Annotated in this window: 14 protein-coding genes and 1 pseudogene; 5 read left to right on the forward strand and 10 right to left on the reverse strand. The window is 67.6% G+C overall.

Annotated elements, in window-relative coordinates; all coding sequences use genetic code 11:
• Window positions 1–93: 93 nt before the first annotated feature.
• Window positions 94–2,187, forward strand: a complete 2,094-nt coding sequence (locus IEW24_RS10835; protein WP_188578327.1) for a methyl-accepting chemotaxis protein — start codon at window positions 94–96, stop codon at window positions 2,185–2,187.
• Window positions 2,188–2,351: 164 nt separating this feature from the next.
• Here the strand turns inward: IEW24_RS10835 and IEW24_RS10840 are convergent.
• The 5 genes and pseudogenes from IEW24_RS10840 to IEW24_RS10860 all read right to left on the reverse strand — a co-directional run bounded on the left by IEW24_RS10840 (window position 2,352) and on the right by IEW24_RS10860 (window position 6,086).
• Window positions 2,352–3,365: pseudogene (locus IEW24_RS10840) on the reverse strand (aldo/keto reductase).
• A gap of 94 nt (window positions 3,366–3,459) precedes the next feature.
• On the reverse strand, window positions 3,460–4,200 hold the full coding sequence (locus IEW24_RS10845; RefSeq protein WP_188578329.1) for an SDR family oxidoreductase: 741 nt from the start codon (window positions 4,198–4,200) through the stop codon (window positions 3,460–3,462).
• A gap of 68 nt (window positions 4,201–4,268) precedes the next feature.
• The gene (locus tag IEW24_RS10850; protein WP_188578331.1) at window positions 4,269–4,562 is read right to left on the reverse strand and encodes a putative quinol monooxygenase; all 294 of its coding nucleotides are present in this window, start codon (window positions 4,560–4,562) and stop codon (window positions 4,269–4,271) included.
• Window positions 4,563–4,603: 41 nt separating this feature from the next.
• Entirely contained in the window at window positions 4,604–5,119 is a 516-nt protein-coding gene (locus tag IEW24_RS10855; protein WP_188578333.1) for a hypothetical protein, read from the reverse strand.
• Window positions 5,120–5,285: 166 nt separating this feature from the next.
• Window positions 5,286–6,086: a type 1 glutamine amidotransferase domain-containing protein gene (locus IEW24_RS10860; RefSeq protein ID WP_188578335.1), complete on the reverse strand. Its 801-nt coding sequence runs from the start codon at window positions 6,084–6,086 to the stop codon at window positions 5,286–5,288.
• Window positions 6,087–6,213: 127 nt separating this feature from the next.
• On the opposite strand from IEW24_RS10860, the gene IEW24_RS10865 reads away from it, so the two are divergent.
• A complete protein-coding gene (locus IEW24_RS10865) occupies window positions 6,214–7,122 on the forward strand; it encodes a LysR family transcriptional regulator (RefSeq protein WP_188578337.1) in 909 nt (302 codons plus the stop codon).
• Between the two features lie 353 nt (window positions 7,123–7,475).
• On the opposite strand, the gene IEW24_RS10870 is transcribed toward IEW24_RS10865, so the two are convergent.
• From IEW24_RS10870 to IEW24_RS10880, 3 genes are all read right to left on the reverse strand, one after another.
• Window positions 7,476–8,420, reverse strand: coding sequence for a PDR/VanB family oxidoreductase (locus IEW24_RS10870; RefSeq protein WP_188578339.1), 945 nt, complete (start codon window positions 8,418–8,420; stop codon window positions 7,476–7,478).
• Window positions 8,420–8,929, reverse strand: coding sequence for an MOSC domain-containing protein (locus IEW24_RS10875; protein WP_188578341.1), 510 nt, complete (start codon window positions 8,927–8,929; stop codon window positions 8,420–8,422). The genes IEW24_RS10870 and IEW24_RS10875 overlap by 1 nt, the downstream gene beginning before the upstream one ends.
• 81 nt (window positions 8,930–9,010) lie before the next feature.
• Entirely contained in the window at window positions 9,011–10,339 is a 1,329-nt protein-coding gene (locus IEW24_RS10880) for an MFS transporter (RefSeq protein WP_188578344.1), read from the reverse strand.
• A gap of 690 nt (window positions 10,340–11,029) precedes the next feature.
• Here IEW24_RS10880 and IEW24_RS10885 point away from each other — a divergent pair.
• On the forward strand, window positions 11,030–11,626 hold the full coding sequence (locus IEW24_RS10885; protein WP_188578346.1) for a helix-turn-helix domain-containing protein: 597 nt from the start codon (window positions 11,030–11,032) through the stop codon (window positions 11,624–11,626).
• A gap of 79 nt (window positions 11,627–11,705) precedes the next feature.
• On the opposite strand, the gene IEW24_RS10890 is transcribed toward IEW24_RS10885, so the two are convergent.
• Window positions 11,706–12,368, reverse strand: a complete 663-nt coding sequence (locus tag IEW24_RS10890) for a DUF805 domain-containing protein (protein ID WP_188578348.1) — start codon at window positions 12,366–12,368, stop codon at window positions 11,706–11,708.
• A 114-nt stretch (window positions 12,369–12,482) separates the two neighbouring features.
• Window positions 12,483–13,118, reverse strand: coding sequence for a DUF805 domain-containing protein (locus IEW24_RS10895; RefSeq protein ID WP_188578351.1), 636 nt, complete (start codon window positions 13,116–13,118; stop codon window positions 12,483–12,485).
• 524 nt (window positions 13,119–13,642) lie between these two features.
• Between IEW24_RS10895 and IEW24_RS10900 the strand changes: the two genes are divergently transcribed.
• Both IEW24_RS10900 and IEW24_RS10905 read left to right on the forward strand, forming a co-directional pair.
• Window positions 13,643–14,149, forward strand: coding sequence for an invasion associated locus B family protein (locus IEW24_RS10900; protein WP_188578353.1), 507 nt, complete (start codon window positions 13,643–13,645; stop codon window positions 14,147–14,149).
• The gene (locus IEW24_RS10905; protein ID WP_188578355.1) at window positions 14,149–14,826 is read left to right on the forward strand and encodes an SH3 domain-containing protein; all 678 of its coding nucleotides are present in this window, start codon (window positions 14,149–14,151) and stop codon (window positions 14,824–14,826) included. The genes IEW24_RS10900 and IEW24_RS10905 overlap by 1 nt, the downstream gene beginning before the upstream one ends.
• Window positions 14,827–15,281 lie beyond the last annotated feature (455 nt).

Consider the following 15,281-nt stretch of genomic DNA (forward strand, 5'->3'; position numbering starts at 1 on the left):
AAAGTTGATGCGAAATGATGGGATATAAAAGCAAGCCTCAGGACAGCACCGCCTTATAATAAGGGTAGCATAGTGCCGCCTTGAGGCTTAGCCATGCATTTGACTGTCAAAACAACGCTTGTTGCCCTGTTCTGCGCCACCAGCGCCCTGCTTGCGGGCGTGTCCGCAACGTCGCTGCAGTCGTCCTACGCACGCTATCAGGCCGCCGATCGCGCGTCGGATCTGGCGGACATCAATCGCAACCTGTTCGAGATCCTCGCCAATTATCGCCTTGAGCGATCCGACGGCAACTCCCTGCTTCAGACCCCGCCGGACAAGAACCAGGCCTCCGTCACCAGCCTGAATGGCCGCCGCGCAAAGGTGGATGCGGGCATGAAGTCGGCCTTCGCCAAAATGGCCGTCGTCAGCGATCCCAAGATCACCCGCCTGAGCCAGGACCTCACCGCCGCCTATGACGCCATGAAGCGCCTGCGGGTCGAGGTGGACGCGGCAACGCCCCTGCCCATCGCCAGCCGCAACCCGCAGCTCGGCGGACGCGTCATGTCGGAGGGCGAGAAGCTGCTCGACACGGTGGCCGGCTATTCCCAGAGCGTGGAGCGCGACATCCGCCAGCTCCAGCCGGGCCTGTTCCGCTTCATCGCCGTGCGGGCGGCGGCGGGTGACGCCCGCACAGCCGCCGGCAACTCGGCGCTCGTCGTCACCGGCGCGCAGCGCGATGCCCGCCCCTTCACGCCGAAGGAGACGCTGGCCATCACGGCGGATGACGCCAACACCACGCTGGCCTGGGCGAGCGTGCGCCAGATGGTCGGTGCCGACGACATGCCCGACAGCCTGAAGGCCGCCGTCGCCAAGGCGCAGGACACCTATTTCGGCGGCCCCTTCCGCACCATGCGCGACCCGCTGGTCTCCAACCTCGCCAGCGGCAACAAGGGCGAGATCGACGTGACGCAATGGCGCGCGCAGGTCATCCCGGCACTGGAGACTGTGGGCAATGTGGGCGTCGTCGCCATGGACGAGCTGTCCAATGCCGCCGACCGCACCTCGGCCGACGCCCGCTCCTCGGTGATCACCAATGCCGGCGTCCTGCTGGCGGCGCTGCTGATCGGCCTCGCCGGCCTGTTCGTGGTGCTGCGCCGGGTGGTTCGTCCCATCTCGCGCCTCACCGACACCATGCAGGCGCTGGCCGGCGGTGATCTCACCGCCGATGTGGCCGGCACCGAGCGCAAGGACGAGATCGGCGCCATGGCCGGCGCGGTGCTGGTGTTCAAGGAAGAGATGGTCCGCAACGCCACGCTGGAGCGCGAGGCGGCCGAGGGCCGTCAGGCCGCCGAGGCCGAGCGCCGCGCGAGCATGCTGAAGCTCGCCAGCGATTTCGAGGCTGCCGTGGGCGGCATCATCGGCAACGTCTCCTCGGCGTCCGATCAGCTGCACTCCACCGCCCAGTCCATGACCGAGGCGGCGCAGAAGACGTCGAGCCAGTCCACGGCGGTGGCCGCGGCGGCTGAGGAAGCGTCCACGAACGTGGTGATGGTCGCCTCCTCCGCCGAGCAGCTCGGCTCCTCCGTGGACGAGATCGCCCGGCAGGTGCAGCAGTCGGCGGAGCTGTCCGCCAATGCGGTGTCGGAAGCGGCAAAGACCGGCTCGGTCATTCAGGAGCTGGCGCAGGCCGCCGCGCGCATCGGCGACTTCATCGGCCTCATTTCCAACATCGCCTCGCAGACCAATCTGCTGGCCCTCAACGCCACCATCGAGGCGGCGCGGGCGGGCGATGCGGGCAAGGGGTTCGCGGTGGTCGCCTCCGAGGTGAAGGCGCTGGCCAACCAGACCGCCAAGGCCACCGAGGAGATCGAGGCCCAGATCAACGCCATCCAGGGCACCACCAAGCATGCGGTCTCGGTGATCGAGGGCGTGGGCACGCAGATCCGCCGCATGAGCGATGTGGCGTCCGGCATCTCCGCCGCCGTGGAGGAGCAGGGCATCGCCACGCGGGAGATCGTGCGCAACGTGGATCAGGCGGCTTCCGGCACCAACACCGTGACCACGCACATCACCGACGTGGCCCGCACGGCGGATGCCACCGGTGCTGCGGCGAGCCAGGTTCTGGCTGCCTCCTCCGCGCTCACCGATCAGGCCCAGCAGTTGCACACGGAAATGCAGCGCTTCCTGTCCACGGTGCGCGCTGCCTAGAGCATGTTTGGCTTGGACTGCTCCGCAATCCAAGCCGAAAAACATTCTCTATCAATAAGTTGGAGTGCTTCAGTGTTTCCATGAAGCAATGAAGCGCTCCAAGGCGGATCAGCTAAAGAAAAAAGCGCGGCGGCTGTCACGAGACGGCCGCCGCGCTTCTTGTTTCACGCCCCGCCGGGCAACGGGGCCGCCAGGTCCACCAGCCCCGCCGCGCGCAGCTCGCGCCAGAAGTCGGCGGGGACCTGCTCGCGGAAGGCCGCGCCGTCCTCGGCGATGCGCTCGGGCCGGCTGGCGCCGGGGATGATGGCCGCGACCGCCGGATGGGCCAGCGAGAATTGCTGCCCCGCCGCCTTCATGCTGACCTTGTGGCGGTCGGCGATGGCCTTGATGCGGGCGATCTTCTCGGCCATGGGCGGGGTGACGGGCGCATATTCGAAGTTCGGCCCACCCACGAGGGCGCCCGAGCTGTAGGGCCCGCCGACCACGATGCCGAGGCCCCGCTCCGCCACCATGGGCATCACCCGCTGCAAGGCACGGGAATGGTCCAGCAACGTGTAGCGGCCGGCCAGCAGGAAGGCGTCGGGCTTCGGCTCCTCCAGCTCCAGCACCAGCTCGATGGGCTCCACCTTGTTGACGCCGAGGCCCCAGGCCTTGATCACGCCCTCATCGCGCAGCCGGTCCAGCGCGCGGAAGGCGCCGGTGCGCGCCTCCTCGAACTTTTCGAGCCAGCGGTCGCCCCAGAAGTCCTGCGCCAGATCATGCACGAAGGCGATCTCGATGTGATCGGTCTTCAGCCGCTTCAGGCTGTCCTCGATGGAGCGCAGGGTGGCGTCGTGGGTATAGTCGTTGACGACCTTGTTCGGGCGGCCGTGCTTGAACACCTCGCCCTTCTCGCCCTGATCGCGGGCGCTGATGTCCTCGATCTCGTCGAGGATGACGCGGCCCACCTTGGTGCTGATCACATATTCATTGCGCGGCTTGCCGCCGAGCGCCTCGCCCATGCGGATCTCGGCAAGGCCCGCACCGTAGAAGGGCGCGTTGTCATAATAGCGGATGCCGTCGGCCTACGCCGCCTCCACGGTGGCGAGCGCCTCGGCTTCGGGAATGTCGCGGAACATGTTGCCCAGCGGCGCGGCGCCGAAGCCGAGGCGGCCGGGGAGAATATCTTTCAGTGCCATGGTCAGAATCCTCTGTCCGGTTGGATGAAATCATGGCCTCCGACCGGCTCGGGCGGGGGCGTTGCCCCCCCCCGCCCGCCTGCCGCCGGCCGGTTCAGAACTCCTGCGCCGTGGGGCGCAGAACGATCTCGTTGATGTCCACGTCCGCCGGCTGGGCGATGGCGAAAGCGATGGCCCGCGCAACGGAGCTGGCCGGAATGGCCTGCTTGTAGAAATCCAGCACGGCGGACTGCGCCGTGCCGGTGGTGGCGAGCTTCAGGTCGCTGTCCACGGCGCCCGGCTCGATGGAGGTGACGCGCACCTTGCCGCCGACTTCCTGCCGCAGGCCCTCGGAGATGGCCCGCACGGCGAACTTGGTGCCGGAATAGACCGTCCCGCCCGGTGCGAAGACCTTGAGGCCGGCCACGGAGCTGAGGTTGATGATGTGGCCGCGCTCCTGCTTAAGGAAGCCCGGCAGCACGGCGGCGATGCCGTAGAGCGTGCCCTTGATGTTGACGTCGATCATGGCATCCCATTCGTCCGTATTGACTTCGGCCATGGGACGGATGGGCATGAGCCCGGCATTGTTGATCAACACGTCAAGCCCGCCGAAATCGGCGATCACCGCCGCTACGACGGCCGTCACCTGCTGCTTGTCGACCACGTCGAGCGCATAGGCCCGCGCCTCGCCACCGGCTGCGGTGATCGCGGCAACCACCTCATCCAGCTTGTCCTTGCGCCGGGCGGCCACGGCGACGCGGGCGCCCTTCGACGCCAGATGGCGCGCCGTCTCGGCGCCCAGCCCGGTGCCGCCGCCGGTGATCAGGACGATCTTGCCCTTGATGTCTTCACTCATGATTTCAATCCTTCCGACGTCCATGCGTGCCGGCCCGCGGATCATCGCAGGCCCCGGCGCGCGATCCCTCAGGCCACGTCCACCGGGTCGAGCAGCTGCGACGCGCGCTCGGCCAGATCGTTGATGTGGGCGAAATAGTGCTTGAAGTGCTCCGTCTCGCGATGGGCGGTCACGGCCGCCTGATCCACATAGAGCTCATCGAGGATGAAGCGGCCGGCATCGGCCTGATCCACCCAGATGTCCCAGCGCAGGTTGCCCGGCTCGGCCCGGCAGGAGCCGACCATGCCGGCGAGCAGCGCCTTCAGTTCCTCCGTCTTGCCCGGACGGGCCTTCAGGATGGCCACGATCTTCACGTTCGACATGTCTTTGGTCCTTGTTCGCAATTGAATCGGGTCGAAAGCGGCTAGCCGCCCGGCCATGCCTTGAGCACCTGCACACCCGGCGGCATCGCGCCGGGCCAGAGCTGGAGCAGGTAGACGTCCCGGCCCTCCAGCCCATCCGCGCTCAGCGTATCCAGCCCGGACAGGACGGCGCGGACACCGAGCGGACCCGCCGGCACCGCGAGGCGCGGCGCGGTGGGTTCGTAATCGGTGAGGCCCGCCAGAACCAGCGTGCCGGAAGGACTGGCGAAGCCCGCCTCCACCACGTGCTGGCCGGCGGAAAGGTCCGGCTCCGGCCGCGCATTGTGCCACTCCACGCGCAGCGGCACCGGCATGTTGCGCGCGGTGTGCAGGATCACCGCATACGGCCCCGCCATGAGGCGACGGGCGATGGCGGCATCGTCATAACCCTCCGGCAGGGCCGGATGGGCCGCATCGCGCAGATAAATCTGGAAGAAGTCGGCGAGCAGCGTGCCCTCGAACAGCACTTTTGCGGGAGCCCCGGCAGCGGCCTTCTGGCTGAGAGCCCGATCGGTCATGGCCAGTCCTCCCCATGCTGAGCCCAGTACAAGCAGCGTGCGCCGGCTAAACGTCATGATGGCCTTGCGGAAATGACCTCACCCGGAGCCAACTATGGCCTGTATCAGGAGAATTCGGCAAATCCGCAGGCCGCGGCGGCGGGTTTCAGCCCCGCCGCGCGCATCTTCAGGCCGCCACCAGCACGCGGTCCAGCGCCGCCACGAAGCGTTCCGCAATCGGGTGGTCCGAGCGGGGGTTCTGGCCGGTGATCAGCTCGCGATCCTCAACCACATTGGGCTCGAAATTCACCGGGGTGGTGACGACCTTGCCGCCCGCCGTTTCCAGCGCGTCCACCACGCTGAAGTAGAGCTTGGCATGCAGCACATAGTCCTCCACCACCTTCTCCTCGCTGTTGGAGAAGACGGTCATGGCATAGCCCTCATACTGCCAGCCCTTCGCCCACTCGCGGGCCTTGGCCGTATCACCGGCGATGAGGGCGGCGCGGAACTCGCGGGCGTGGGGCATGGCCGCCGTCACCGCGATCGGGCCGTGGCACAGCAGTGCGGTCGGCTTGGAGCGCGCGTGGAAGTGGCGCAGGATCACGCCGACCTCGGCATCCTGCATCAGATCCACCCCCGGCGCCTGCCCGCCGGGCACGAACACGCCGGCATAGGGCTCCAGCCCGTCCGCGATCACGTCCTTCAGGGCGCGGACGTTGGTCATGGCCGGGTCGGTGGCGAAGAAGGCCTTGGCCCGCTCATAGGCAGCCACGTCATCGCCGAAATGCTCGGCGCTGTCGGAGGCCGGATCGATGGTCGGCTGCGTGCCGTCCGGGGTGGCGAACACCACCTCATAGCCGGCGGCGATCACCGCCATGGCCGGCACCACCGTCTCGTTGAGATACTGCCCGGTGGGCGCCCATCCGCCGCCCTCAATCTCGATGCGGGTGGCATTCGAACCGATTACGAGAACCTTGCCCTTGCTCATGTCTGCCTCCATCGGATCAGGGGCCGGATTTGCGTGACCCCGTTTGGATGGGCAGACCATGCGCCTTCCCCACATATTGCAGAAGTTTATTGCTGTGATTTCAGATATTCACGTGGCATTATAACTGATGCGCTACGATCTGAACCTGCTGCCGGTCTTCCTCACGCTCATGGAGGAGCGCAGCGTCACCCGCGCGGCGGAGCGCCTCGGCATGACGCAGCCGGCCCTCTCCAACGCCCTCGCCCGGCTGCGGGTGGTGCTGCGCGATCCGCTGTTCGTGCGCGAGCGCTACGGCATCCAGCCCACCGAACTGGCGCTGGAACTGGCGCCGGTGCTCGCCTCAGCGCTCGGCCAGATCGACGAGATGGTGCGCGGCCAGCAGGAGTTCGATCCCGCCACGGCGGAACGCCTGTTCACCCTCGCGCCCAACTCCTATGTCGAGTTCGTGCTGGTGCCCGCCGTGGTGGCGCGGCTCAACGAGGTGGCGCCCGGCATCCGCCTGCGCCTCACGCCCTATGGCTCGGATCTCGCCGAGACCGGCGTCGTCTCCGGCACCACCGCGCTAGCGCTCGGGCGCTTCACCGAGGTGCCGGACAATCTGGTGGTGCAGCATCTGATGGACGACGGCCTCGCCTGCGTGGTGCGGGCCGGCCATCCCGACGTTGGCGACAAACTCACCCGCGCCACCTACGAGCGCCTGCGCCATGTGAACGTGCTGCCGCCGGGGCGGCTCAAGGCGGGCCTGTTCCAGGCGCTGGAGCGGCAGGGGCTGAAGCGGGAGGTGGCGGTGTCCGTGACGCACTTCCTCGCCATTCCGGAGATGGTGGCGGTGAGCGATTATTGCGCCACCCTGCCCCGGCTCATCTGCTCCCGCATCGCCCATGACACGCGGCTGAAGATCCTGCCGGCACCGGTGGATCTGGGCACCTTCCCGGTGGACATGGCCTGGCACGTCCGCTACCGCGCCGACCCCGCCCACCGCTGGCTGCGCGGGCTGATCAGCGAGGTGGCGCGGGAGGTGGTGGCGGGCGCGTGAGGGGGCGCGCGGGAGGGTAGAGGGGACCTGTTGCTCTGGCCGGGAGCGGTCGGCAGAATGCCGGGCGGGCAAGCCCTCTCCCGCTTGCGGGGGAGGATTGGGAGGGGGCCCAGCGGGACATATAGGGCGCGCGCGACCTGCGGGATTGGCGCAGTGGCGGGCGTGCCGGGGACCGCTGGAGACCACAGCCGCGGCGACAAGGGGGGACGGCGCTCTGCCCCCTCCCCAACCCTCCCCCGCAAGCGGGAGAGGGAGCCTGTTGCGCTGGTGGAAAGGAACCACGCCGCATCCCTGCCGCAAAGCCCCCAATAGCTAAGAGAAGGGACGCGTTGCGCGTCCGCTCAGCGTCCCCCTCACAACTCCAGCACCAGCCGCTCACCCGCCGACTGCGCCACGCAGGGCATGAGCTTGTGCCCGCGCTCCGTAGGCGACAGGCAGCGGTCGCGGTGGAGCGGCGTGCCTTCCAGATACGTCACCGCGCAGGTGCCGCAGATGCCGCCGCCGCAGGAGACGTGCACGTCCGCGCCCGCCGCGCTGAGCGCATCCGCCATGCTGGCGCCCGCCGGAACCTCGATCTCAAGCCCGGACTTCGCCAGCACCAGCGTATAGGCGCGCGCATCCGGGTCCGGCACCAGAGGCGGCGGCACGAACAGCTCCAGATGCACCCGCTCGGCCGGCCAGCCGTCGGTGAGCGACGAAAAATCCTCCAGCATGGGCACGGGGCCGCAGCAGGCGGCGCTCGCCCCCTCCGGTGCCCCGGCCAGCATGTCCGCCAGACGCGGGCGGGCGATGCGCGTGGTGTCATGCACCTGCGCGAGACCCGAGGCCACCAGCGGCGCGATCTGGTCGGCCAGCGGCGGCGTGCCCCGGCTCATCACATGCAGGCGGAAATCGCTGCGCCCCTGGGCCAGCAGCGCGGAGGCCGCCGACAGGAAGGGCGTGACGCCAATGCCGCCGGCCACGAACAGATGGAAGCCCGCCCCCAGCGGCACGCCGCCGCGCGGCAGGCTCACATGCATCTCGTCGCCGCATTTTACCTGATCATGCAGCAGCATGGAGCCGCCCCGCCCCTCCACCTCGCGCTTGACCGCGATCACATAGCGGTCCTTGGCATGCGGCGGGCCGCAGAGCGAATAGGTGCGGATCAGCCCGCCGGGCAGGAACAGGTCCAGATGCGCGCCGGGCCGGGCGGGCGGCAGCTCCCACCCTTCCGGATCCTGAAGCGTGAAGCGCTTGACGCCCTCCCCCACCTCCTCGATGGCGGTGACGCGGGTGAGGATGGCCGAGTGCCGACGCATCAGAGGCTCCGCACCAGATCGCCGATGCGCACCGTGCCGCCTTCCAGAATGCGGCAGTTGAGGCCGGAGCGGTTGATCAGCGGGTCAAAGATCACCTTGCCGGTGATCTCCTCGATGTGGCGGCAGGGAATGGAGAGGCGGGTCGCCTCCAGCAGCGTCTCGCCCAGCCAGAAGCGGCGGCCCACCAGATGGTTGAGCGGCACGCCTTCCACGGTCACGTTGCGGCGGTGCTCCTCGGGGCCGAGGTCGATCTTGTGGTCGCGCTTCAGAGCTTCCAGCGTCTCGATCTCGAACAAAGTCACCTGCCGGCCGTCCTCGGGGCGGTCGGAGTAGAAGCCTTGCTCGCGGCCGATCATGTAGCGGTCGCCCTCGATGCCCTTGCCGGCGATCAGCTTGATCTCCTCCATGGCCCGCATGGGCAGGAAGGCGCGGGCGGTGATGTGCAGATGGCGCACCACGCCGGTGAAGGCGAGGGTCGCGGTCTCGACAGAGGGTTGCAGGGTCAGCATTCTTGGGGCCTCCCGGTTGAGCGTTGAGACGGAAAAGTCCCCGGAGGCGCGCAACCTCCGGGGACAGGGACGGGATGAGCGTCAGATCAGTTCCTTGCGTGCGGTCTCCGGCGCCATGATCGTGGCGAAGGCGGTGATCAGCGCGCAGCCGATGAGGAACAGCGAGATCGGCCAGGTGGCCCCCGTCCAGGCCAGCAGCGAGGCGGCGACGAAGGGGGTGAGGCCGCCGGAAATGGCCGCGCCGATCTGGAAGCCCAGCGAGGCGCCGGAATAGCGCAGGCGGGCCGGAAACAGCTCCGAATACCAGGGGGCACCGACGCCGAACATCACCATCTGGCCGCAGGAGATGGCCACCACGATGGTCGCGGTGACGATCATCGGATCACGGGTTTCCAGCAAGGCGAACATGGGGAAGGCGAAGCCGGCGCAGAACAGGCAGCTCAGCAGGAACATGGTCTTGCGGCCGAGCTTGTCCGACATCCAGCCGAACAGCGGGATGGTGAACAGAGCGATGAAGGCCGACGCCCACACGCCGTTGAGGATGGTCGCGCGCGCCATGCCGAGATTGGCGGTGGCGTAGGAGATGACGAAGATGGAGGCGACGGAGGCGTAGGAGATCTCGGCGATCTTCAGACCCACGGCGGTGAAGAAGGGCCGGCGGTGATCGCGGAAGATCTCCACCAGCGGCGCCTGCGCCACCTGGCTCTTGGCCTTCATCTCGCGGAAGGCTGGGGTCTCGTCCAGCTTCAGGCGGATGAACAGGCCGACCACGATCAGCAGGATGGAGAGCAGGAAGGGAATGCGCCAGCCCCAGCTCAGGAAGGCGCTGTCGGGCATCTGCGAGACCAAAGCGAAGATGCCGATGGCGGCCAGATTGCCGATGGGATTGCCCACCTGCACCATGGAGCCGAACAGGCCGCGCTTCTTGGCGGGGGCGTTCTCCACCACCATGAGCACCGCCCCGCCCCACTCGCCGCCGATGCCGATGCCCTGAACGAAGCGCAGGATCACCAGCAGGATGGGCGCGAGGATGCCGACCTGCTCATAGGTGGGCAGAAGGCCGATGCAGAAGGTGCCCAGCCCCATGATGACGATGGTGGTGGCGAGCATGGCCTTGCGGCCGAGCTTGTCGCCATAATGGCCGAAGATGGCGGCGCCCAGCGGCCGCGCGAAATAGCCCACCGCATAGGTGCCGAAGGCGGCGATGGTGCCCATGGCCGGATCGCCCACGGGGAAGAACAGCTTGTTGAACACCAGCGCAGTGGCGGCGGCATAGATCAGGAAGTCGTACCATTCGACAGCGGTGCCGATGACCGACGACCAGACGATGCGGCGCATCTCGTCGGGCGCCACCGCGCCGGCTGCGGCCGGCTCCGACTGGGTTGGGGACAGGGTTCCGGTAAACGTCATGTGGTGCCTCTCTGGATTATGGTTCTGGACGCACGCGGCCGGTCCCCGTCCGGCTTCTGCGTCCGGGCGGAGGGGCGGAACTCTTATGGGTCTTCCGGAGCGGCCCCGGCCTGCCGGAAACCGCCGTTTGACAAGGCTTGCGCAGGCGCCGGACGCGCGGGCACGGCCCATCGCTCCCCGCGCGACAGCGCAGGCGGTTCGGTGATCAGCAGATCAGGAACGCAACCTGATGATCATCTGCTCATGAATGGGCTACGTCTTCGCCGCAGGCGAAGGCGCGCGGAAAGCTTGAGGGGGCGGACGGCCGCAAGGGCCGGAACCGGGGCTCGGTGCCAGGGTGTGCAAGGCCATGCGGCTGCTCTCTTCCCGAGGAGGCGAAACCGGCGCCCCGACAAGGCCCGCGATCCCGTCCATGTCGCAAAAGCAACATGTTTACTGACAGAAATCAAGCGCGCCGAAACCGTGGAAACGCGCCCCCACGGGCCGTTGCGGCGCCTAGGGGAAGCGCAGGCGCCTGTTTGCATTATTTTCCGTCAGGCAACAGGCTGGCGGGCTGGCTTTGCATGAATTTGATGCGCCGCACTGGCGAGAATTTCCGCATCACGCCCCCGCATCTGCTAAACAGATTTTCGAATTTTGCGCCGCGCGCCCGCCCCTGCGGGCGGCGCTGCGGCAATCGGGGATTTTCGCGTGCTAGACGCCAGCAAGGCCGACCGGCTCGGTCCCAACCTGCGGCAGCTTCGAACCGAGAAGGGCCTGACGCTGGACCGGCTGGCGACCGCCAGCGCGCTCACGCGCGGCTATCTCTCGCTGGTGGAGCGCGGCCTCAAGACGCCGTCCATCACCGCTCTGCTGCGCCTTGCCGAGGCGCTGGGCGTCAACATCGCGCAGCTGTTCGACCTCAATGCCAAGCCGAGCGCGCAGTATACGCTGACCCGCAATGGCGAGGCGATGCAGGGGCCGGATGGCGGCTTCGGCCTGTTCCCGCTGGCGGCCGGCCGCACCCGGAAGATGATGGAGCCCTTCCTCATGACGCCGGACATGAAGCCGGCGGTGCGCTCGGACCCGCGCTGGGCCCATGGCGGCGAGGAACTGCTGTTCGTGGTCTCCGGCCGCATCGCCATCCAGCTCGGGGCGGAAGAGCTGGAGATGAGCGCGGGCGACTGCCTCTATTTCGAGGGCGAGATCAAGCACGAGGTGCGCAGCGTAGGCCCCGTGCGCGCGCAGGTGCTGGTGGTCATCGCGTTGCCGCAGGATGCCCCGGACGCTGGCACGCCCGCGAGCTGACGCCTTCGCCCAGTTGGCGCGGGTGTCGGAACCCGCGCCGCGCCGCACCCCGGCGCTGACCGCAGGGCGCGAACCGGCCTCAGCCGAAGCGGTTCGGCCCCGCGGTGCCGCGCTGCGCCCAGAAGACGATGAGCACGATGATGCCGACCAGCGGCACCAGCGCCAGCAGCACCCACCAGCCGCTGCGGTCGCAATCGTGCAGGCGGCGGACGGACTGGGCGATGGAGGGCAGCAGCACCGCCAGCGAGAACAGGTTCGACAAGGGCGAGAAATCGCCCCGCGTCAGCCCCAAGTCCACGAGCCCGAGCGCAAAGCCGACCACCGTGGTGAACAGCAGGAAGTACCAGAATTCCGAGCGGCTGGCCCGCCCGGAGAAGGTGGCGTATTTGTTGAACGCCGTGAGGATGGCATCCTTCATGTCCACGGATGGCGGCGGCGCCCAGCCGGCGGCGCCATAGGCCCCGTGCCCGTAAGCGCTGCCCGAATATCCGCCGCCCGCGTATCCACCGCCCGCATAGCCGCCGCCCGCGCCGAGCGGCGGCGGCGCGCCAGCAGTGGTGTGGGCCGAAGCCAGCGGCGTTTCGGCCAGCGGCGCCCATCCCGGCATGTCCTCGGTCCAGACCAGGGTCTGGCCTGTCACGACCCCGGCCTCCATGAGCGCGGTCATCTGCGGCGTCGAATACGGCCCCTTCTGGACCCCGTTTTCACCATAGAACCACTGGGCCGAACTGAAATCGGACATGCGTCGCTCATCCTCCAGGGAATCCGGAACCGGAAACAGGGTCAGGATCTGGCGGAGGAATGATCGAAAGGTCAATGGGGCGGGCCGCATGCCCGCCCCTCGTGAGAAGCGCTCTCAGCCGAAGCGGTTCCGGCCCTGCGTGCCCTGCGAGGCCCAGAAGACGATGAGCACGATGATGCCGATCAGCGGCACGAACAGCAGCAGATACCACCAGCCGCTACGGTCGGTGTCGTGCAGGCGGCGGGCGGACAGCGCGATCTGGGGAATGATCACCGCCAGCGAGAACAGATTGCTGAGCGGCGAGACGCCATCCTCCAGCATGGTGCTGAACACCATCAGATCGACCATGCCGAGCACGAAGGCGGCCAGCAGGCAGAACAGCGCGAAATACCAGAATTCCGAACGGCTCGCCCGGCCCGAGAAGGTGAAATACTGGCTGAACGCCCGCTTCACCGCCTCGCCCATGCCCACCGGACGCGGGCCGGGCGCGATGCCCCCGCCGCCCACCGCCCCGTTGCCCACGCCGCCGCCCTGCGGGGCATAGCCGCCCGGTATCTGCGGCGGGCCGCCGGCCGATGCTGTGGCGAGCGGGCTCTGGGCCAGCGGCAGCCAGCCCGCCATGCCCGCCGTCCACACCACCGTCTGCGAATTGATGGCGCCCGCCTGCAGCAGCGCCTTCATCTGCTCGGTGCTGTAGGGGCCCTTCTGCTCCCCGTTGGCGCCGTAGAACCATTCGTCATGTCCAGCCATGCCCGCACCATCTTCCCAGTGAGTTGCGCACGATCCCCGAGCATCCGGTCCCCCGTCCCAGCCGGCCTGCGCCGAACGCCCGTCCGTTACGATGCCCCCGGCCTTACGCCGCCCGCGCACGGGCCGCGTCCTCGGCAGCGCAGGGCACATCGAATCCCCCGCGCCGTGGCGGGCCGGCCACCTGCCGCCTCGGCATGACGCAACGATACCGGCGCCCCATACCAGCGGCAATTGCAATCGCGCCCCGCAGGTTGTGGCGGCATCTCTCCCCTGTTCCGCCTCGGGCGCCAGATGAAGAAGAAGGGCGAAACCACGGCGCAGCGATTAACGATGCGGCCGTGCATGATACCTCACGATTGCTTGAGCACATCCCTGCGCCAATCCGCCGCCATTCCTTGCATGACACCTGCCGGTGCGGGGAAATGCGTGGCTTTATCCTGTCGGATTTCGAAACAAATCGAAACCTTCTCTTAAGACGTGCGACCGAATTTCGAGCGCGACCCAGACCACAAGGAGCCCCCGAGATGTCTGCACGCACGATCGCCACCGCGCTCGCCGTCCTCGCCCTCGCCGGATCGAGCGCCATGGCCGAGAAGGTCACGAACATCGGCGCATTCGAGGACTGGACCGCCTATAGCTACAAGCTGAACGGAAAGCCCGAGTGCTATACCTTCAGCCGCCCGACAGCCATGAAGCCGGCCCGGCTGGACCATGGCGAGGTGGTGTTCATGATCACCGCCAAATCCAACGCCGCCTCGCGCACTGAAGCCAATTTCCAGGCGGGCTACACCTTCAAGGCCGGCTCCAACGTGGTCGCCAGCATCGGCGACGACACCTTCACCCTCACCACGGACGGCAGCAACGCCTGGCTGCGCCGGGCCGACCGCGAAGCGGATTTCCTGAAAGCCATCCGCGCCGGCGACAATATGGAGCTGACCGCCACCTCGGCGCGCGGCAATGACACCAGCTATGTGGTGTCGCTGGATGGCGTCACCGCCGCCACCAATCGCATCCTCACCCAGTGCCGCTGATGCGCCGGCTCGGCGCCCTGCTGCTGCTCTGCCTTCTGTTGCCGGGTCCGGCCGTCGCCTCAGGCACGGCCCCGGCGGCGGAACCGGAGGCGCCGAGCCTGATGCAGATCGGCGCCGATATCTGGGCAGGGATCGAGGCCAAGGCCAAAGCGGCAGCGCAAGCCGGGACCGCCCCCCGCGCCCCGGCCGGCGCGACGGAAGATGCCAATCTACCGGCGCTGCCCTATTTCGCCTCGCTGAAGCGCGAAGTGACCAATGTGCGCGTGGGGCCGGGCTTCGATTATCCCGTGCTCTGGGTCTTCCGCCGCGCCGGCTGGCCGGTGGAGGTGCTCAACCGCTTCGGCAACTGGCGCCGCATCCGCGACAGCGAGGGCGAGATGGCCTGGGTTCACATGGCCATGCTCTCCAACACCCGCACCGCCGCCATTCAGGCACCCGCCGGGCAGAATGTGGGCCTGCACAGCCGCCCGCAGCCCGAGGCACCGCTCATCGCGTGGCTGGCCCCCGACGTGCAGGTGCGGCTGGAACGCTGCCGCAACGACTGGTGCCGGGTGGCGGTGAAGGGCCGCCGGCTGGATGGCTACGTGCCGCAGGCCCGGCTCTGGGGCATCTATCCGGGCGACGACTACCCGGCCCGTCCGGCTCAGCCTGCGGCCGGGACACGCAACGAGGGCTGACAGGGCGCATAAGAGAGCAACCGCTCAACACCCGCGCGCGGCAAGACCCTCACCCGCCAGAAACCGGCCGATACCGGCATCGGCGACACAGCACCGAAGCCGGAACATCCGACTTCGGCACGAGGGAGGGCTGGGAGGGAACCCCGCCTTCGGTGCAGACGCCTTTCGCTTTGGTGCGTGCTTCCCACCTGACGGATTGCTCCACATTACGCACCACGCGAAATGAATGGCCTCAAACACCCTGCAACATCAGTAATCACCCCCATCAAATACAACTATATAAAGTATTTCCAGAAAATATAATTACGACAACACGCCATACATTGTGCGGTGCAAATTCAATATCACTGCAACTGCGAGATGACCGAAACAAAATGCAACCGACATCATCCTTTTGCAGATGAGGTCAGTGCAACATGTGCTAAGGTCGCAAGTGCCCGCGTAGCTCAGCTTAC

The sequence above is a fragment of the Azorhizobium oxalatiphilum genome, from assembly GCF_014635325.1.
GTDB classification, from domain to species: Bacteria; Pseudomonadota; Alphaproteobacteria; order Rhizobiales; family Xanthobacteraceae; genus Azorhizobium; species Azorhizobium oxalatiphilum.